Genomic DNA, 20117 nt, shown 5'->3' with positions numbered 1-20117 from the left:
CGATCAAGCGAGAAATGAACCGCCAAGACGCCATAAGACGCCAAAAACACAAAAATCTTGGCGTCTTATGGCGTCTTGGCGGTTCGAAATTCTGCGCTTTTCAGGCAGTTTCAACCCGTTTGTCGCTCTAGCCCGTCCCAGATCGCGTGGGCGATGGCCCCGGCCGTGAAGGTGCTGTCGATGCCGAGCCAATCGATTCGATTGTCGACGACGAGCAGCGCGCACGGAGCGACGAGGCCCATGACCATGTGATGATCGAACGGGAGCGTCGCGTGGCGCTGTCCGCTGTACGTCGATGTCCATGTGAACGCTCACAATGTCATGCCACTCTCACGCAATAATTTCTGTATCACAAGAGAAGTCGAAATTCGACTCACGCGCCTCGCCCCGGCGCCTTGCAAACCAGCGGATTTGCCGGGCGAAAGCAAACTTGCGCCAAGACGAAAATACGAGAAAACTCGTGATCTGCGGCCCGCAACAAGGCATCCTGATGCGTGGGCGATGCTCGATGTGAGAATCCCTCGGATGAGGTGAGTTCCATGAACACGTGGGCGAGACGGTTCATCGTTCCTGTGCTGCTCACGGCGAGTTACGCCGCCATGGGCGGTTGCACCGCGATGATCGGCGGCGGCGATGACCCAGAGGCGAGCAGCGGCTCTGGCGACGGGCCCGGGAGCGGGTCTGGCGATGGGCCTGGGAGCGGCTCTGGCAACGGGTCTGGAACCGGAGACGGCGCCGGAGGGAACGGCTCGGCGGGGGGCGGCCCCGGCGTCGAGCCGACGGTGTGTGTGCCGGGCGTCCCGCGAACGTCGGCGCTGCCGCGTCTGACGAGGGCGCAATACGACAACACGATTCGCGATCTGGTCGGCATCGACAACCAGCCGTCGTCGATGCTCGCGCCGGACGGGGTCGGGAGCGTCGATCAGCGCGCGTGGGACGGGTACAAGACCGCCGCGGCGACGGTGGCGGCGGCGGTGATGGCGGACGCCAGGGCGCGCGCCAAGACCATCCCGTGCACGCCGGCAGGCGACGGCACGGCGTGCGCGCACCAGCTCATCGATGCGCTGGGACGGCGCGCCTTCCGGCGGCCGCTCACCGAGGAGGAGAGGGGGCTCTTCCAGGCCCTCTACGCTCGCCGCCAGGCGCTCACGCCGACCGGCTCGTTCGAGGACGGCGCCCAGCTGATCATCGAAGGCTTCTTGCTCTCGCCCTCCTTCCTGATGCGCGCCGAGATCAGCGAGAAGCCCGAGGGCGAGTACTTCGTGCTGAACAGCCACGAGGTGGCGTCGCGCCTCTCGTACCTGATCTGGGGGACCATGCCGGACGACGCGCTGTTCGCCGCGGCGGACGAAGACGCGCTGCAGACGCCGGAGCAGATCCTCGCGCAGGCGCAGCGAATGCTGGCGGATCCCAAGAGCCGCGGGATGGTCAAGGCCTTCCACGAGCTCTACCTCCACATGGGCCCCGGCACGCGCTGGTCGGATATCCAGCGTGATCCGGCCGCCTTCCCGGACTTCAAGGCGTCGATGATCCCGCTCCTGTCGGAGGAGACCGATCGCTTCATCGAGCACGTGGTCTTCGATCAGGCCGGGACGTTCCAGGATCTGGTCACCACGCCGGTGGGCTTCGTCAACGCCTCCCTGGCGCCGCTCTATGACCTGGATCCTGCGGAGTTCAACGGCGCGGAGCTCGTGCCGGTCGAGCTCGACCCGACGCAGCGCTCTGGCCTCTTCACGCGCCTGGGCTTCCTGGTGTCGCACTCGGGGTACGACCGGACGTCGCCCATCCTGCGCGGGGCGTTCTTGCAGAAGGAGGTCCTCTGCGCGGACATCCCGCCGCCGCCCCCGATGGTGGAAGGCACGCCGCTGCCCACCGACGCGAGCCTCACGACCAACCGCGCTCGGGTCGACGCGCAGACGGCGGGAGACTCCTGCAAGTTCTGCCATCACACGTACATCAACCCGGCGGGCTTCGCGTTCGAGGCGTATGACGCCCTGGGCGCCTACCAGCAGACCGAATCGTTCTCGGGCGCGCCCATCGACACGCGGGTGGACGTCGGCGTGGGCGAGGACGTCGTGGCGGTCGACGGCCCGGTGGCGCTCTCCGAGGCCATCGCGAGCTCCCCGGCAGCGCACACGTGCTACGTGCGAAAGTGGGTCTCGTTCGCCTACCAGCGCGAGCTGAACAACGAGGACTCGTGCACCGTGGACGAGCTGACCGCCAAGCTCACCCAGGGCGGCTACACGGTGCTCGACCTCATCGCGGACCTCACACAGAGTCAATCGTTCCGAGTTCGTGCCCTGCAGGCGGAGGTGGAGCCGTGAACCGAAGACTGTTCCTGCGCGGAATTGGCGGCGCGGCGCTCGCCGTCCCCTTCTTGAACTCGCTCGGCCGCTCGGCGCGAGCGCAGGAGGCGCCGTCGCCGCGCCGCCTGGTGATCTTCTACACCAACAACGGTTGCCTGACGAACCGGTGGTTCCCGACGGGGATCGAGAACGGGGCCGGGAACGTCACCGCGGCGTCCCTGGAGACGACGCAGGCGGACGATAAGCCCCGGACCCTCGCCGCGCTCGCGCCCTTCGCGTCGAAGCTGCTCTTCCCGCGCGGGCTCGCGATGCCGCTGAACGGCTTCAACAACAAGGTGGACGGCACGGAATATTTCGATCCCCACGATCAGGCCATGGGCAGCAAGCTGACCTGCGCGCCGATCGATCCCACCGGGGATCACTGGGCGCTGTCGCACTCGCTCGACCACGAGATCGCGCAGCGCTTCAACCCGGGCACCAACAAGGTCCCGCTCGTGCTCTCCGTCGGCAATGCCTTCACGAACGTCAAGGGCATCGTGTCGTACTCGGCGCCGAAGACGCCGTACGCGCCCGTGACCAACGCGCGCACGGTGTACAGCAGCCTGACCGGGCTCTTCGCGAGCGGCTCCGAGACCGAAGCGGATTATCGCGTGGCTCGCGGCGAGAGCATCATCGACCTGGTGAGCCGTGACCTGAACGCCTACAAGGCCCGCAAGATGAGCGGCGCCGATCGGAAGAAGATCGACGACTGGCTCTCCCTGCTCCGCGAGACGGAGCAGCGCGTCATCCCCTCTGCTTGCACCGCGGAATCGGCGACCGCGCTCGGCGTCACGGACGCCGCCCTCACGGAGGCGGGCTACCCCGCTCGCGGCGGCGGCTTCCCCAACAACGAGAAGGTGTACACGCTCGGCAGCGAGATGATGATCCGACTCATCGCCCTCACGATGATGTGCGATAGCAACCGATCCATCGTGCTCCAGTGGCCGGGATTCGTGACGTTCAAGTGGGACGGCATCGCGCACACCCACGATCATCACGGGCTCTCGCACCGGAACGGGAGCGCCGCCGTCGGCGGCCAGTGCGTGAGCGGCGTCATCGAGCAGATCCACGAGATCGACCGCTGGTACGCGGGTCGCTACGCCAAGCTGGTCAAGACCATCGACAGCATCGAGGAGGGGGGCGGCACCATGCTCGACAACTCCGCGGTCATGTGGCTGCCGGAGCTCGCCGACGGCAACGCGCACAACAACAACAACCTGCCCATCGTGATCGCCGGCAGCGCCGGCGGTTACCTCAAGCAGGGCGTCTCGGTGAACGTCGCTGGCGGGAAGCTCGAGGCAGGCAACAGCGAAGCCACCTGCTCGAGCGGCGCGGAGGGCGAGAACAACAGCGGCAACACCGGCTCTTCGGGCGGAACCGTCCCGCTGAACAAGCTCTACACGACGTTGATCAACGCGCTCGGCGCCGGGACGGCTGACTGGACTCCGGTCGATCGCTTCGGCGTCTCGGATGCGGTCGCGGCTGGCTTCGGCGGCAGCGGGCCGTCGTTCACCACCGACGGCGCAGGCAAGGTCACCGACGGGCCTGGCATCAGCAAGCCGGGGGAGCTCGACGCCATCAAGGCGTGAGGCGACCGAAAGTCCGCCGCAGGCCCGGGCCAGCACGCGCACGAGTGCGCCGTCGGCGCGCCTCGACTCCGACGATCGGCTCGAGCGTGACGGCCCGACCCTCACCTCGCCGGCGGGCGCGTCCGTCCCTGCAGGCGCGCGATGGCCTGCATCATGAAGCTCATCTGGCGGCCGCGAGCACGCCCCGGTACACGTCGTCCACGCCGAGCTCGCACCCCACCGACGACAGCGCAGCCCGAGCGCCGGGGCCATAGACGCGGAGCACCCAGCTCCCGTCGGCCTGGCGCGCGAACACCTCGATGCGAGGCGCCTTCTGTGACGCCAGGACGACCTCTCGGATCGACGCCACGGTCTGGTAATGCGCGAACTTGTCGCCGCGATCGTACGCCTCGCTCGAGTCGGAGAGCACCTCGATCACGAGGACCGGGTTCAGGAGGGTGTCGCGCCGCTCGTCCTCGAACTCGGGGCGGCCGCAGACGACCGAGCCGTCCGGGTAGACGTAGCGATCCGCGGCGGGGATCTTGATGCGCATGTCGGAGTTGAGCGCTACGCATCCGCGCTCGCCCAGCGCGTTGCCGAGCAGTCGGCCGATGTTCGCGGCGACGGCGCTGTGCTCGAACGTGCCGCCAGACATCGCGAAGAGCTCGCCGCCGGCGTACTCGTGCCTCACCTCCGATGCGCGCTCGAGATCGAGGTATTCTCCCGGCGAGAGCTTCCTTCGCGGCGCGGCTTCTCCCATGTGCGGCAGTGTCGCGCGCCGGGCTTCCGATGTCCACGCGCGGTGTCCACGCGCGGCCGGGCGGACTGACGCGGCGCCGGGGGCCGCGGTGAGCGGGACCGTCCACCTCGCGCCGCGCCGGTGGTACCGTCGTCTCGCGATGGACCGCACGCTCGTCGACGAGGGGAGCTCCTCCCGCGATCCGGGCCCGGTGCCCATGCCCGCGGGCGCGCTGGCGCACGCCCCCGGCGACGTGCTCGACCGCCGCTACCGGCTCCGCGTCCGCCTCGGGCGCGGCGGCTTCGGCGACGTGTGGCGCGCCGAGGAGCTCCTGCCCGACGGCGCGCCGTTCCGCGAGGTCGCCCTCAAGCTCCTCGTGTCGGACTTCGCCGACGCCGCCGACTGGGCCGACGAGGCCAAGCTCCTCGCCTCGTTCCGCCACCCGTCGCTCGTCACCATCTACGCCGCCGGCATCCTCCACGGCGCGCCGAGGACCCCGTTCGTCTCGATGGAGCTGCTCGAGGGCCGGAACCTCGCCGACCTGATCCGCTTCCGCCGCCGCATCCCCTGGCGCCGCGTCGTCGCCTGGGCCCGCGACGTCGCCGGCGCGCTCGACGTCATCCACGCGCGCGGCGTCGTCCACCTCGACCTCAAGCCCGCCAACCTGTTCCTCACCCAGGACGGCGCCCTCAAGGTCCTCGACTTCGGCATCTCGCGGCGCGCAGGCGCCCCCGTCTCCCGCGCCCCCGCCGTCGCCGTCGGCGGCGGCCATGACAGCGGCGGCAGCGACCTCGGCACGGCGGCCTTCCTCGCCGAGCGCGACGTCTACGCCTCCACGCGCCGCGCCTTCGCCGGCGCGGACAGCCCCGCCGCCGCGCGCGGCGTCATCGGAACACCGGGCTTCATGGCGCCGGAGGTGCTCGAGATGGCCGAGCCGACCGCCGCCACCGACGCTTACGCGCTCGCCGTCTGCATCGCGCAGCTCGCCACCGGGCGCCTCCCGCACGCCGTGCCCGACGAGCCGGACGACTGCTCCGACCCCGCGAGCGTCTCCGCCTGGTGGACCGAGCTCCGCGCCGCGACCCTGCGCGGCACGATGCGCGACCTCGAGCGCGACCCCGCGCGGCTGCCGCGCGGCCTCGTCGCGCTCCTCCAGCGGCTCCTGTCGGTCGATCCAGCGCACCGGCGCGTCGCGCCAGGGAAGCTGACGCAGCTGATCGACGAGGTCTGGGAGCGGCCCCACGGCGTCCCCGATCGGCCGTACAGGGGCCTCGCGCCGCTCTCGTCCACCGACGAGGGGCTCCTGTTCGGGCGCGACGACGACACCGCGCGCCTCGGGCGCGAGCTCGAGTTCGAGCCGTGCGTCGTGCTCCAGGGGCCGCGCGGATCGGGCAAGAGCTCGCTCGCCTCCGCGGGGCTCGTGCCCCACCTCGCGCGCCGCCACGTCGACCAGAAGGACGACTGGATCGAGGCGCGCCTCACCCCCGGCGGCGACCCCGACGGCGCCCTCGCCCGCGCGCTCGCCGCCGTCTCGCCGGAGCTCGAGGCCGCGGACGTCGACGCCCTCACCCGGTTCTGCATGGCGTCCGCCGTCGGCGTCGCGCTGGTCGTCGACCCCATCGCGCCCCTCGGCGACGGGCGCCTCGCCGCCCTCGTGGGCGCGCTCGCGACCGGCGAGCCGCGGCGAGGCCTCCGGCTCATCGGCGTGCTCGACGAGGCCGACGACCGCACCGCGGCCCTCCTCGCGACGCCGGCCGGCGAGGGCCTCCGGGCCGCGCTGCGCTACGTGGGGCTGCCCGCCGCCGCCGCCGTGAAGGACCTCGTCGCGGGCCCGGCGAAGCTCGCCGGCGCCGAGGTGCGCGGGCTCGCCCAGGTCGCGGCCGAGGCGCAGCGCGAGCTCCGGAGCGGCGGCGCGGCGCTCTCGTTCATCGCGCTCGCCCTCGCGGCGTGGTGGGAGCGCGCGCGCGACCCGCGCGGCGCGCTGAGCGGCGAGGCCTGGCAGGAGCTCGGCGGCGTGCGCGGCGCCCTCGCGCGGCACGCCGACGCCGCCCTCGCCGCCCTCGCCCCGGAGGACCGCGCGATCGCCGACGAGGCGCTGCTCCGGCTCGGCGCGATGGACGGGTCGCGCGTCCGCTGGGCCGAGGCGGAGCTCGCCGAGGCCGTCGGCGCGCCGCCCGACGATGTCGACCGCGTCCTCGGCGCCCTCGAGCGCGCGCGCCTGCTCGTCCGCCGCGACAGGTCCGTGGAGCTCGCCCACGAGTCGCTCGTCTCGAGCTGGCCGCACGCCGCCGCCACCCGCGCGCTGCACATGGAGCGGCTCATCCTGCTCGAGCGCCTCCGCGAGGCCGCCGACGTGTGGGATCGCTCCGGCGAGAGCCGCGATCTCCTCCTGCGCCGCGACCTGCTCGAGCAGGTGCGCAAGAGCGCGGCCTTCGCCTCGCGGCTGCCGCGGCGCGAGCAGGCGCTCGTGCGCGAGAGCCTCCGGCACGCCCGCGCCCAGCGCGCCAAGAAGATCGGCGCGGCCCTGGCGCTCGGGCTCACCGTCGCCTCGGCGTTCGTGGCCGAGCGGTGGGTCGCGGCGCGCCAGGCGCAGACCGAGGCCAAGGCGCGCGAGGCCGAGGAGCGCGCCGAGCTGGCCGAGCTCATCGGCAAGGCGCGCCGCACGGAGGACCCGTACCACCGCGCCGCGTGGATCGCCGCGGCCCTCGCGCGGCGCGCGGACGACGCGGCGCTGCCGCTCGATCTCGCGTCGGCCGCGGTGGGCCTGCCGCGCGCGCGCTTCCTGACCGTCGACGGCGTGGTGGGGCCGGCGCTGCCGTGGGACGATCGGTGGGTCATCGCCGGCGGCCCCGGGGGCTCGCTGCTCGTCGCCGACCTGCGCCCGCCGGACCCGGAGGTCATCGACGACGTGGCGCTCGACGCCGACCCGGAGAGCATCGAGCGCGCCAAATCGCCGCGCGTCCTCGCGCTGCGGCCGCACGACGCCCCGCACGTGGAGCGCGTGCCGTTCGCGTTCGACACGGCGCTCGCGACGCGCTCGGTCACCGGCGAGGTCCGCGTCTTCCGGCTGCGGGAGGGCGGCACCGTCGCGCTGGCCGCGGTCGCGCCGGTGCGCTGCAGCAGCGCCGTCCACGCGGCCGAGGCGGCGCCCGTCCTCGCTTGCTCGACCGACGGCGGGATCGCGCGCTGGGACATGCGGCGCGGCGGCGGCGCCGAGGCGGTCGATCGGCACCCGTTCCGCGGCAACGTGCTCGGCGTCTCGCCCGACGGCGCGCACGTGGCGGCGGTGCTCGGGCGCAGGGCGCTGCTCTGGGGGCCCGGCGGCGGCGCGGGCGCGGAGATCACCCTGGGCGCGCCCGCCGTGCTCGGCCGCTTCGGCCCGCGCGAGCCCGTGATCGCGCTCGTGCAGCAGAGCAGGACGTCGATCTACGCCCTCGACCGGCCCGAGGCGCCGCTCTTCGAGCTCGACACGGATCCGGCGCCCGCGTCGGCGCGCTGGGACGCGGGCGGGCTCGATCTGGGCGTGTGCGGCAGCGGCGGCAGCGTCTGGCACTACCTCCGGAAGGGCGGCCGCGCCGCGGGCGATCCGCCGCCCGAGGGCTCGCCGTGCGAGGCGTCCCCGGGCAAGGGCGCGCCGCGGCCGCTGCGCGCGCGCGGCGAGATGGCCGACATCGTCGAGCGCGACGTCGGCCCGCACGCGCTCCTCGGCGGGTGGCGGTTGCCGGACCGGCGCGTGCTCACGCGCGACCTCGTCCTGTTCAGCCCGGGCGCGCCCGCCGCGGAGCGCCTCCTCGGGTTCGAGGGGCTCGACCCGGAGGGGAGCCCCGAGGTGCGCGGCGCGGCCGCCTCCGCCTCCGCGGCGCTGCGGCGCGGGGGCGCCGTCGCCTTCGAGATCGGCGGCGAGGTGCGCCTGTACGACGAGGGCTCGCGGCGCCGCACGGCCGCGCGGCGGGGCCACCTGCTGCGCGCCTGCGACGACGGCCGGCTCATGGCGTACCGGCGGGACGAGGGGGTGTGGACGCTGTTCGACGCGACGACCGGCGCGACGGTGGAGGTGGTGCCGAGGGCGCCGGCGCTGGTGCTCGGCGTCGACGCCGCCTGCCGGACGCTGTTCACGCAGGAGCTCGACGGAAACGTCGTCGCGACGTCGCTCCGCGACCTGTCGTCCCGCACGATCGCGGTGACCGACGGCTATGTCTACGAGGCGCGCCCGAGCGCCGCGCGGGGCGACGTCGGCCCCGGGCTGTGGCTGGCGTTCAGCTCGGGCGCGCTGGCGCGCATCGACGAGGCGCGGGGCGAGGTGCGGGTCCTCGGGTACGCCACGCCGCGCGCGACCGCGATCGCGGACGGCCCCCTGCCGGGGGACGCGGCCTTCGCGGACGCGACGGGCGTCGTCGTGATCCGCCGCGCCGGCCTCACGGAGCGGGTGCTCGAGGGCGTGAGCGGGGCGGAGTGGGAGGACATCGCCGCCGCGCCCGACGGCAAGACGCTGCTGCTCTCGTCGGCGGACCGGATCGGGGCGCTCGACCTGGAGCGGCACGAGATCGTCGGCGCCATGCCGTCCGACGGCCGCGAGCGGCTCGCGCCGTGGGACGCCGACGGCTCGGTGCTCTCATGGTCCTTCGGCCGCGTGGGCGGGGCGACCGGCCTCGTGGTACCCCGGGGGCTGCCGCTCGCCCAGCGCGTCGGAGAGGCGGTGTCGAACCTGAGGGCCCAGGGCAAGCGGCTCGTCGCGCACCAGTGAGGCCGCGGCCGACGCGCCAGGTCAAAACCAGAGCCCGCCGTCGCGCGCCGTATTGTAGGGTCTGCCCTCACCCGCGCGCTCGCGCGAGAGCAGAAGGCGTTGGCTCCGCTGCGGGAACGACGTAGGCTGTGGCAATCGTGCCCGCGTCCGAACCGAACCTGAATGCATCTCTGTTCCTTTGCATCACGTTCTTCCCGAGCGACCGCATGGCGACGGCGGTGCTGCGGCTCGTGTCCAGTTTCTGCGGGATGATCCTGGACGACGCGAACGTGAGCTCGCGGTTCTACATGGCCGCGCACGAGCTCGCCGAGAACATCACCAAGTACTCGACGGGCCCCAAGGTCAGCCTGGAGCTCGCGCTGGAGGAGGCCGAGAGCTCCTGTATCCTGAAGATCCGCGCGCGGAACGAGGCCTCTGCCGATCGCCTACGCGAGGTGGAGAGGCGGCTGCTCGAGCTGAAGACGACGAGCGATCCTGTGAAGCACTACGACGAGCTTATCCATGAGACAGCGATGGTAGACGGGGTGTCGGGGCTCGGCCTCGCGCGGGTGCGCGCGGAGGGCGGGCTCGACGTGGACTACAAGATCGAGGGGAACGAGCTGACGATCATCGCGCACGCGCCGGTTGGGAGATGGAGGGGAGATGAGCAGCTTGAGGGTTGAGTCCGTCGTCACGGACAGCTTCGGGATCGAGCCGGCCCTGCGGGAGGACACCCTCAGCGTCAAGCTCACCGGCACGGGCGACATGGCGGCGGCCGCGCCGCTCGGCTCCTATTGCAAGGCCCTCCAGGCGGAGGTGGTGCGCCTCTCCGTGAGCGCCGTGGAGTTCGACGTAAGGTCTCTTTACTTTCTGAACTCGAGCTGCCTGAAGGCGTTCATCAGCTTCATCTGCGGGCTCGCGGGCCAGGGGCTGAAGTGCAAGGTGCAGTTCCTCACGGACGCGAGGCTGGGGTGGCAGCGGCGGAGCCTGACGGCGCTCGAGCGCATGTCCCCCGAGCTGGTCTCCATCGCGGACGTCTGAGGCGAGCACTGCAGGACACGATGAAGAAGCGCCGGACCATCGCCCTCCTGATGGATTACGTACGAGGCGAGTACCAGTCCGAGGTGCGCTTCGGCGTCGAGCGCGCCGCCGAGGCGCACGACGTCAATCTCATCATCGCCTTCGGCGAGACGCTCGCCCTCCCCGGTGCGGCCAGCACGGCCCAGAACAGCATGTATCACCTCATCGGCGCGGAGACGGTCGACGGCATCATCGTCGCCTCGACGACGCTCTGCCACCACGTCGGCATCGAGGGGATGAAGCGGTTCTGCCGGTCCTACGCGCCCCTGCCGATCTGCAGCCTCGGGATGGCGATCGACGGCATCCCGAGCCTCCTGGTCGACAACGGCCTCGGGCTCGATCTCTCGGTCGGACACCTCGTCGACGACCACGGGTGCCAGCGCGTCGCGTACATCGGCGGGCCGCCGAGCAACGAGGAGGCGGAGGTCCGCGCCGACGCCTACCGGAGGGCGCTCGCGGACCGCTCGCTCCGCGCCGACGAGCGCCTCGTCGCGTTCGGCAGCTTCACGATCGACACCGGGCGCGCCGCGATGCGGGAGATCATCGGGCGCGGGGTCGCCTTCGACGCCGTGGTCGCCGCCAACGACAACATGGCGCTCGGGGCCATCGAGGAGCTCAAGGCGCACGGCCTGAGCGTCCCGAAGGACCTCCCCGTGTGCGGCTTCGACGATGCCGTCATCGCGCGCTTCGCGAAGCCGTCGCTGTCCACCATCCGCCAGCCCATCAAGCGCATCGGCGCGCGCGCCGTGGACATCATCGTGCGCATGATCGAGGGCGAGCCGGTCCCCGAGTACAACCTGTTCCCGGTCGAGCTCACGCTGCGCGAGTCCTGCGGCTGCGGGTACCAGGTGGAGCCCGCCGGCGCGCCCCCGAGCAAGGCGTGGAGCGCGCCGCTCCCGTCCGCTGGCCAGCGGGGCGATCTGGAGCGCCTGCTCGAGAAGAGCGTCGTGATCCCCGCCGGATCGCTCGACGGCTGGGCCGGCCTGCTCCTCTCGGCGCTGGAGGAGGAGCTCGCGGGGACCGAGGGCCGCTTCCTGCGTGCGGTCGAGTCGCTCCTCGACGCGGCGGGGCGCGAGGGCGCGATCCTCGAGCACTTCCAGGGCATGATCACGCTGCTCCGCGAGCAGTTCCGCCGGGGCCACGGGGCCCTCCGGGACGCGGTCCTCGACGAGGCGCTCGAGCGGATCTGGCACGCCTCGCGCATCGTCATCGGGAGCGCGTCGGTGCGCGCCGAGGGACAGCAGCGGCTCAACGTGGAGCTCGCGTCGCTCTACCTGAGCTGGAGCGCGAGGAGCTTCTCGACCTGCCTGAGCCTGCCCATCCTGCGGCGCATGATGGCGTCGGAGCTGCCGCGGATGCAGTTCTCGCGGGTCGCTGTGTCGCTCTACGACACCGCGCACGACCCGCAGCGCACCACGATGAAGGCGCTCTTCCTGATGGAGGACGGGCGCGAGCTGGAGCCGCCGGCGGAGAGCTTCCCGGCGCGCCGCCTCGCGCCCGAAGGGTTCCTGGGAGGCCGGGAGCGCACGAGCATGATCGCGCTCCCCGTCGCGTTCGGCGACGAGGAGAAGTTCGGTGTCGCGGTGCTCAACAGCGGCGCGAACGAGATGGTCTATGACGCCCTCCGCCTCCAGATCGGCTCGGCGGTCAAGGCCGCGGCGCTGCACTGGGAGGTCGTGCGGCAGGTGGAGCTGCGCGAGCGGCTGGAGCAGGAGAAGGTCCGCCAGGAGAGCGTCGTCGCGGCGCGCATCCAGACGACGCTGGTGCCGGCGCAGCTCTCGGTCGAGGGCCTCGAGCTCTCCGCCCTCATGAAGCCGGCCGCCGAGGTCGGCGGCGATTACTACGACGTTCTCGCGACGGACGAGGGCGGGTGGCTCGGGATCGGCGACGTCGCGGGGCACGGGCTCGCGGCGGGGCTCGTGATGCTGATGATCCAGAGCATGATCTCGGCCCTGACGCGCAACGACCCGCGCGCCAGCCCCGGGGACATCCTCTCTGCGGTGAACGGGGCGGTGTACGAGAACGTCCGCAGTCGGCTGAAGCGGGACGAGCACGCGACGCTGCTCCTCTTGCGGTACGAGCGGAGCGGGCGGGTGACGTTCGCGGGGGCGCACGACGACATCATCGTGTGCCGCGCGAAGACCCGCCGCTGCGTGTGCATCCCGAGCTCGGGCGTCTGGATCGGCGCGCTGCCCGCCATCGACGCGATGACGCGAGACGCCGAGTTCGTCCTGGAGGACGGGGACGTCCTCGTGCTCTACAGCGACGGCGTGACGGAGGCGCGCAACGCGCACCACGAGCAGTTCGGCCTCGAGCGGCTGTGCTCCACCATCGAGTCCTCCCAGAGCGCGCCCGCCGAGGCGATCCGGGACCGGATCCTCGGCGAGGTCGAGGGCTGGTGCCCGAGCCCCGATGACGACATCACGGTCGTCGTGGCGAGGTACAGCGCGCCTCGATGGCTGTAATTGTGGCAACTGTGGCAACTGTGGCCTTAGACCGCCCGCTTTCCTACATGAGCGCTATCGTCGGTGTCAGCAGAAGGGATTGGATCCGGGTTGAGAACCACGTACGCTGCGCCAATCGTGTCAGTGTCCGAACCGAGTCTGAACGGGTCACTGTTTCTATGCATCTCGTTCCATCCGAGCGAGCGTATGGCCAACAGTGTGCTTCGGCTGGTGTCCAGCTTCTGCAGCATGGTGCTGGACGACGCCAACGTGAGCTCGCGGTTCTACATGGCCGCGCACGAGCTCGCCGAGAACATCATCAAGTACTCCTCGGGCCCCAAGGTCAGCCTCGAGCTCGCGCTGGAGGAGCGCGAGAGTTCCTGCGTGATGAAGATCTCCGCGCGGAACGAGGCGTCGCCGGAGCGGCTGCGCGAGGTGGAGAGGCGGCTCTTCGAGCTGAAGGCGGCGAGCGATCCTGTGAAGCACTATGACGAACTCATCTGTGAGACGGCGATGGTAGAAGGGGTGTCGGGGCTCGGCCTCGCGCGGGTGCGCGCGGAGGGCGGGCTCGACGTGGACTATACAATCGAGGGCAACGAGCTGACGATCATCGCGCACGCGCCGGTGGGGAGGTGGAGGGTCGATGAGCAGCTTAAGGGTTGAGCCCGTCGTCACGGACAGCTTCGGGATCGAGCCGGCCCTGAGGGAGGACACCCTCAGCGTCAAGCTCACCGGCACGGGCGACATGGCGGCGGTCGCGCCGCTCGGTTTGCTGCTCAAGGACCTCCACGCCGAGGCGGCGCGCCTCCGCGTGAGCGCCATCGAGTTCGACGTGAGGGCCCTTTACTTCCTCAACTCGAGCTGCCTGAAGGCGTTCATCAGCTTCATCGCCGCCCTCGCGAGCCAGGGGCCGAAGTGCAAGGTGGAGTTCCTCACCGACGCGCGGCTGGGCTGGCAACGGCGGAGCCTGACGGCCATCGAGCGCATGTCTCCGGAGCTGGTCTCCATCGCCGACACCTGACGCGAGAGCCGCGGGAGATGAGCGAGAAGCGCCGGACGATCGCCTTCCTGATGGACTACGTCGGGGGAGACTACCAGTCCGAGGTGCGCTTCGGCATCGAGCGCGCCGCGGAGGCGCACGACGTCAATCTCATCATCGCCTTCGGAGAGACGCTCGCGCTGCCCGGCGAGGGGGGGGCGGCCCAGAACAGCGTTTATCAGCTCATCAGCCCGGAGACGGTCGACGGCATCATCGTCGCTTCGGCGACCCTCTGCCATCACATCGGCATCGAGGGGATGCGCGAGTTCTTCCGGGCTTACGCGCCGCTGCCCGTCTTCAGCATCGGGATGGCGGTCGACGGTATCCCGAGCCTCATCGTGAACAACGGCCTCGGGATCGAGCTCTCCGTCGGGCACATGCTCGACGTCCACGGGCGCCGGAACATCGCGTACGTCGGCGGGCCGGCCAACAACGAGGAGGCCAAGGCGCGCGCCGACGCCTACTGGGGGGCGCTCGCGGGGCGCGGCCTCCCGTTCGACGAGCGCCTCTTCGCGGTGGGCGCGTTCACGATCGACAGCGGCCGCGTCGCGATACGCGACATCCTGGACCGCGGGGTCGAGGTCGACGCGGTGGTGGCCGCCAACGACAAGATGGCCCTCGGCGTGATCGAGCTGCTCGCGGAGCGGGGGCTCCGCGTCCCGCAGGACATCCTCGTGTCCGGCTTCGACGACGCCTTCATCGCGCGCTTCTCCAAGCCGTCGCTCACCACCGTTCGCCAGCCCATGAAGCGGCTCGGGGCCCAGGCGATGGACACGATGCTGCGCATGCTCGACGGCGAGGTCGTCGAGGACGTGGCGCTCCTCGACGTCGAGCTCACGTGCCGTGAGTCGTGCGGCTGCCGGGTTCAGGCGAGCGCCTCGCTCGCGCCGTCGGCCTCGGCGCCGCGCGACGGGGCGTCCCTGGTCGCGGCGCGGCGGGAGTCGCTGGAGACCGCGCTCAGGAGGAGCGTGGCCATCCCGACTGGCTCGCTCGATGGCTGGCCTGGCGAGCTCCTGTCGGCGCTGGAGGACGAGCTCGCGGGGCGGGAGAACCGCTTCCGGCACGCGCTCGAGGCGCTCCTCGACGCGGCGGGGCGCGCGGGCGCGATCCTCGATCACTTCCAGGGCATGATCGATGTGCTCCGGGAGCGGCTCGGCCGGCCGCCGTCGGTCGGCGGGGGCGTCGCTCTCTACGATGCCCTCGAGCGGCTCTGGCACGTGTCGCGCATGGTGATCTCGAGCGCGTCGATGCGCGTCGAGGGGGAGCGGCGGCTGACCGTGGAGCTCGCGGCGACGTACCTCAGCTGGAGCGCGCGGAGCTTCTCGACGTGCCTGAGCCTGCCCGGCCTGAAGCGCGTGCTCGCGTCGGAGCTGCCGGTCCTCGGGATATCGCGGGCCGCGGTGTCGCTGTATGACGACGCTCCCGAGGCGCAGCGAGGTGTCATGAGGTCGCTCTTCCTGATGGAGGACGGCCGCGAGGTGGACCCGCCGGCGGCGAGCTTCCCGGCGCGGCGCCTCGCGCCCGACGGGTTCCTGGGAGGCCGGGAGCGCACGACCATGATCGTGCTCCCCGTCGCGTTCGGCGACGAGGAGAAGTTCGGTGTCGCGGTGTTCAGCAGCGGCGCGCACGAGCTGATCTACGACGCGCTCCGCCTCCAGATCGGCTCCGCGACCAAGGCCGCGGCGCTGCACCGGGAGATGGTCCGTCAGGTGGAGGCGCGCGAGCGGCTGGAGCAGGAGAGGGTCCGCCAGGAGAGCGTCGTCGCGGCGCGCATCCAGACGACGCTGGTCCCGGAGCGGCTGTCGGTCGCGGGGCTCTCGCTCTGCGCCGTCATGAAGCCGGCCGCCGAGGTGGGCGGCGACTACTACGACGTGCTCGCGACCGCCGACGGCGGTTGGCTCGGGATCGGCGACGTGGCGGGGCACGGGCTCGCGGCGGGGCTCGTGATGCTGATGATCCAGAGCATGGTGTCGGCGCTGACGCGCAGGGACCCGAGGGCGAGCCCCGCCAGGGTGATCTCGGCCATCAACGCGGCGCTGTACGAGAACGTCCGTGGCCGCATGATGCGGGACGAGCACGCGACGCTGATCCTCTTGCGGTACGAGCGGAGCGGGCGGGTGACGTTCGCCGGGGCGCACGACGACATCCTCGTGTGCCGGGCGAAGACCCGCCGCTGCGTGTGCATCCCGAGCTCGGGGGTCTGGATCGGCACGTTGCCATCCATCCGCGAGTTGACGCGAGACGCCGAGTTCGTCCTGGAGGACGGCGACGTCCTCGTGCTCTACAGCGATGGAGTGACCGAGGCGCGCGACGCCCACCATGAGCAGTTCGGCCTCGAGCGGCTCTGCACCACCATCGAGGCCGTCCAGACCGAATCCGTCGTGGCCATTCGTGACAGGATCCTGAAGGAGGTCGAGGGGTGGTGCCCGAGCCCCGACGACGACATCACGGTCGTCGTGGCGAGGTACCGCGCCCCCCGGCAGCCCTGACGCGATCGTTCGCTCGCCTACATGGGCACACGGCCGACCAAGGGGGATTGGATCCGGTGCAAGAATTACGTACGCTGCGTGAACCGTGTTAGCTTCCGGACTGAGCCAGGACGCTTCACCGTTCTTGTGCATCACGTTTTTCCCGAGTGAACGGATGGCTAGCGCGGTGTTACGGCTGGTGTCCAGCTTCTGCGGAATGGTGCTGGACGATGAGAGTGCGAGCTCGCGGTTCTACATGGCCGCGCACGAGCTCGTCGAGAACCTCATCAAGTACTCGTCCGGCCCGGAGGTCAGCCTCGCGCTGGCGCTGGAGGGGGGCGAGGGCGCGCGGGTCCTCGTGATCCGCGCGCGGAACGAGGCGTCGCCGGAGCGGCTGCGCGAGGTGGAGCGGCGGCTCTCCGCGCTGAGGTCGGCGAGCGATCCTGTGAAGCACTATGACGAGCTCATCTGTGAGACGGCGATGGTAGACGGGGTGTCGGGGCTCGGCCTCGCGCGGGTGCGCGCGGAGGGCGGGCTCGACGTGGACTGCGCGATCGAGGGGAACAGGCTGACGATCATCGCGCAGGGGCCGGTCGCGGGATGGAGGGGAGATGAGCGGTTTACGGGTCGAGCCTGTCGTCACGGACAGCTTCGGGATCGAGCCGACCCTGAGGGACGACACCCTCGGCGTCAGGCTCACCGGCACGGGCGACATGGCGGCGGCGCCGCCGCTCGGCCTTTGCCTCAAGGCCCTCCAGGGAGAGGTCATGCGCCTCTCCATCAGCGCGGTGCAGTTCGATATAAGGGCTCTTTACTTTCTGAACTCGAGCTGTCTGAAAGCGTTCATCAGCTTCATCTGCGGGCTCGCGGGCCAGGGGCTGAAGTGCAAGGTGCAGTTCCGGACGGACGCGCGGCTGGGATGGCAAAGACGGAGCCTGGCGGCGCTCGAGCGCATGGCTCCGGAGCTGGTCTCGATCGAGGACACCTGACCGGAGAGCCGCAGGACAAGATGAAGAAGCGCCGGACGATCGCCCTCGTGATGGACTATGTGCGCGGAGAGTACCAATCCGCGCTGCGGATCGGGGTCGAGCGCGCCGCCGAGGCGCACGACGTCAACCTCGTGATCGCCGTCGGGGAGACGCTCTCCGCCCACGGTCCCTCCGAGGCCGCCCAGAACAGCATCTACCGCCTCGTCAGCGCGGAGGCGGTCGACGGCATCGTGGTCGCGTCGGCGACGCTCTGCAATTTCGTCGGCGCCGAGGGGGTGCAGCGCTTCTGCCAGGACTACGCGCCGATGCCCCTCTGCAGCATCGGGATCCCGCTGGAGGGCATCCCGAGCATCCTCGTGGACAACGGCCTCGGGATCGAGATGGCGACCGGCCACCTGCTCGACGATCACGCGTGCCGGCGCGTCGCGTACATCGGCGGGCCGGTCAACAACGAGGAGGCGAGGATCCGCGCCGACGCGTTCCGCAAGGCGCTCGCCGCGCGCGCGATCCCGTACGACGAGCGCCTCGTCGCGAGCGGCCAGTTCACGATCGACACGGGCCGCACCGCGATGGCCGAGATCCTGGACCGCGGGGTCGAGATCGACGCCGTGGTCGCGGCGAACGACAACATGGCCCTCGGCGCGATAGAGCTCTTGAAGTCGCGGGGTCTCCACGTGCCGAGGGACATCCTGGTGTGCGGCTTCGACGACGTGGGCGTGGCGCGCTACGCGAAGCCGTCCTTGACGACGGTTCGCCAGCCGATCAAGCGGCTCGGGGAGATCGCGCTCGAGACGGTCGTGCGCGTGCTCGACGGCGAGTCCGTCCCCGATCGGAACATGCAGCAGATCGAGCTCACGCGGCGCGAGTCCTGCGGCTGCGCGTACCAGGCGGTCGCGATGCGGCCGCTCACGAACCCGCCGCGCCTCGGGGCGATGTCGCTCGGCGGCCGGCGCGACGAGCTGGAGCGCGCGATCGAGCAGGCGGTGGGGATCCCGGCCGCGTCGCTCGACGGCTGGGCCGGCGGGCTCCTGTCGGCGCTGGAAGAGGAGCTCGAGGGCCACGACGGGTGCTTCCTGCACGTGCTGGAGCGCGTCCTCGACACGGCCGGGCGCGAGGGGGTGTTCCTCGATCTGTTCCAGGGCGTGGTGACGCTCCTGCGCGCGCGGCTCCGGCGGCCGGTCGAGGAGGGGGGCGACGCCGCCGTGAACGAGGCCCTGGAGCAGCTGTGGCATGCGTGCCGCGTCCTCATCGGGAGCGCGTCCGTGCGCGTCGAGGGGCGGCAGCGCCTCGACGTCGAGGTCGCCTCGATCGATCTGAGCTGGAGCGGGCGGTGGTTCTCGACGTGCCTGAGCTTGCCCCTCTTCCAGCGCATGCTGGCCTCGGAGATGCCCAGGCTGCACTTCACGCGCGCCGCCGTCTCGCTCTACGACGACGCCCAGCGAGCCACCCTGAAGACGCTGTTCCTGATGGAGGACGGCCACGCGGTGACGCCGCCGACCGAGAGCTTCCCGTCGCGCTCCCTGGCCCCTCCCGGGTTCCTGAGCTCGAGCGAGCGCACGAGCGTCATCGTGATGCCGCTCACGTTCGGTGACACGGAGTATTTCGGGGTGATGGCGCTGAACAGCGGCATGAACGAGATGGTCTACGACGCGCTGCGGCTCCAGATCGGCTCCGCGGTGAAGACGGTGGCGCTGCACCGGGAGATGGTGCGTCAGGTGGAGCTGCGCGAGCGGCTGGAGCAGGAGAGCGAGCGGCAGGAGACGGTGCTCGCGGCGCGCCTCCAGACGACGCTGGTGCCGGAGCAGCTGCACATCGAGGGGCTGGAGCTCTCCGCGGCCATGACGCCGGCGGCCGAGGTGGGCGGCGACTACTACGACGTCATCGCGACGCCCGAGGGGGGGTGGCTCGGGATCGGCGACGTCGCGGGGCACGGGCTCGCTGCGGGGCTCGTGATGCTGATGATCCAGAGCATGGTGGCGGCGCTGACGAGCAGGGACCCGGGCGCGAGCCCGAGCGAGCTGCTCGCGGCGCTCAACAAGGCGCTCTACAAGAACGTGCGCGGCCGCCTGAAGCGGGACGAGCACGCGACGCTGCTCCTGCTCCGGTACGAGCGGGGCGGGCGGGTGACGTTCGCCGGGGCGCACGACGACATCATCGTGTGCTCGGCGCGCACGCGGCGGTGCGTGTGCATCCCGAGCTCGGGCGTCTGGATCGGCGTGTTGCCTGTCATCGACGAGGTGACGCGGGACGCCCAGTTCGTCCTGGAGGACGGGGACGTCCTCGTGCTCTACAGCGACGGGGTGACGGAGTCGCGCAACGCGCACCGCGAGCAGTTCGGGCTGGAGCGGCTCTGCACCGCCATCGAGGCCGTGCAGACCGCGCCGGTCGAGGCGATCCGCGACAGGATCCTGAGGGAGGTCGAGGGGTGGTGCCCGAGCCCGGACGACGACATCACGGTCGTCGTGGCGCGGTACCGCGCGCCGGCGTAGCGCTGGCGGCTGCTGTTGCCGCTGCGTCGCCTCGGCAGGGCGGCGCTCGATGACGCTGCCGTGGAGGAACGGAGACGTCCTGTCCTCGGCGGCGCTCTGGCGGCGTGGGGCGCTGGACTGGCGTTGCGCGCGGTGCGGCGCGCGGCAGCGGACGCGAGGGGCTGCGCGCCGGAGCCTGGAGATCGTGGGGTGGACCCGGTGGACCCAACCCCGGTGGACCCAACCCCGGTGGA

At 71.3% G+C, this 20117-nt stretch carries 13 protein-coding genes; 11 read left to right on the top strand and 2 right to left on the bottom strand.

Features of this window, described 5'->3' with window-relative positions:
* Positions 1-110: 110 nt before the first annotated feature.
* A complete protein-coding gene (locus WMF27_RS25820; protein ID WP_437943046.1) occupies positions 111-248 on the bottom strand; it encodes a glucuronyl esterase domain-containing protein in 138 nt (45 codons plus the stop codon).
* A gap of 291 nt (positions 249-539) precedes the next feature.
* Here WMF27_RS25820 and WMF27_RS25815 point away from each other — a divergent pair, with 291 nt between their 5' ends.
* A complete protein-coding gene (locus WMF27_RS25815) occupies positions 540-2324 on the top strand; it encodes a DUF1592 domain-containing protein (protein ID WP_437766220.1) in 1785 nt (594 codons plus the stop codon).
* Entirely contained in the window at positions 2321-3934 is a 1614-nt protein-coding gene (locus WMF27_RS25810; protein WP_437766221.1) for a DUF1552 domain-containing protein, read from the top strand. Before WMF27_RS25815 ends, WMF27_RS25810 begins: the two co-directional genes overlap by 4 nt.
* Positions 3935-4094: 160 nt before the next feature.
* Here WMF27_RS25810 and WMF27_RS25805 read toward each other — a convergent pair whose 3' ends face one another.
* The gene (locus tag WMF27_RS25805; RefSeq protein WP_437766222.1) at positions 4095-4673 is read right to left on the bottom strand and encodes a Uma2 family endonuclease; all 579 of its coding nucleotides are present in this window, start codon (positions 4671-4673) and stop codon (positions 4095-4097) included.
* Positions 4674-4812: 139 nt separating this feature from the next.
* Here WMF27_RS25805 and WMF27_RS25800 point away from each other — a divergent pair, with 139 nt between their 5' ends.
* The 9 genes from WMF27_RS25800 (at position 4813) to WMF27_RS25760 (ending at position 19884) form a co-directional block, all read left to right on the top strand.
* On the top strand, positions 4813-9396 hold the full coding sequence (locus WMF27_RS25800) for an nSTAND1 domain-containing NTPase (protein ID WP_437766223.1): 4584 nt from the start codon (positions 4813-4815) through the stop codon (positions 9394-9396).
* Between the two features lie 128 nt (positions 9397-9524).
* Positions 9525-10058, top strand: coding sequence for a hypothetical protein (locus WMF27_RS25795; protein ID WP_437766224.1), 534 nt, complete (start codon positions 9525-9527; stop codon positions 10056-10058).
* On the top strand, positions 10039-10416 hold the full coding sequence (locus WMF27_RS25790; RefSeq protein ID WP_437766225.1) for a hypothetical protein: 378 nt from the start codon (positions 10039-10041) through the stop codon (positions 10414-10416). The genes WMF27_RS25795 and WMF27_RS25790 overlap by 20 nt, the downstream gene beginning before the upstream one ends.
* A gap of 20 nt (positions 10417-10436) precedes the next feature.
* Entirely contained in the window at positions 10437-12920 is a 2484-nt protein-coding gene (locus WMF27_RS25785; RefSeq protein ID WP_437766226.1) for a SpoIIE family protein phosphatase, read from the top strand.
* A gap of 186 nt (positions 12921-13106) precedes the next feature.
* Positions 13107-13562: a hypothetical protein gene (locus tag WMF27_RS25780; RefSeq protein ID WP_437766227.1), complete on the top strand. Its 456-nt coding sequence runs from the start codon at positions 13107-13109 to the stop codon at positions 13560-13562.
* Positions 13543-13920 carry a hypothetical protein gene (locus WMF27_RS25775; RefSeq protein ID WP_437766228.1) on the top strand — a complete coding sequence of 126 codons (378 nt, stop codon included), beginning with the start codon at positions 13543-13545 and terminating at the stop codon, positions 13918-13920. The genes WMF27_RS25780 and WMF27_RS25775 overlap by 20 nt, the downstream gene beginning before the upstream one ends.
* A 17-nt stretch (positions 13921-13937) precedes the next feature.
* Complete coding sequence (locus WMF27_RS25770; RefSeq protein ID WP_437766229.1) at positions 13938-16427, top strand: SpoIIE family protein phosphatase; 2490 nt, start codon at positions 13938-13940, stop codon at positions 16425-16427.
* A gap of 590 nt (positions 16428-17017) precedes the next feature.
* Positions 17018-17395 (top strand): hypothetical protein, encoded by a 378-nt coding sequence (locus WMF27_RS25765; protein WP_437766230.1) that lies wholly within the window; start codon positions 17018-17020, stop codon positions 17393-17395.
* A gap of 20 nt (positions 17396-17415) precedes the next feature.
* On the top strand, positions 17416-19884 hold the full coding sequence (locus tag WMF27_RS25760) for a SpoIIE family protein phosphatase (protein WP_437766231.1): 2469 nt from the start codon (positions 17416-17418) through the stop codon (positions 19882-19884).
* Positions 19885-20117: the final 233 nt, after the last annotated feature.

Source organism: Sorangium sp. So ce281 (genome assembly GCF_051527395.1).
In the GTDB taxonomy this organism is placed as follows: Bacteria; Myxococcota_A; Polyangia; order Polyangiales; family Polyangiaceae; genus Sorangium; species Sorangium cellulosum_B.
Note: the sequence above shows the minus strand (reverse complement) of the source record. Positions and strands in the feature narration are given on the sequence as shown.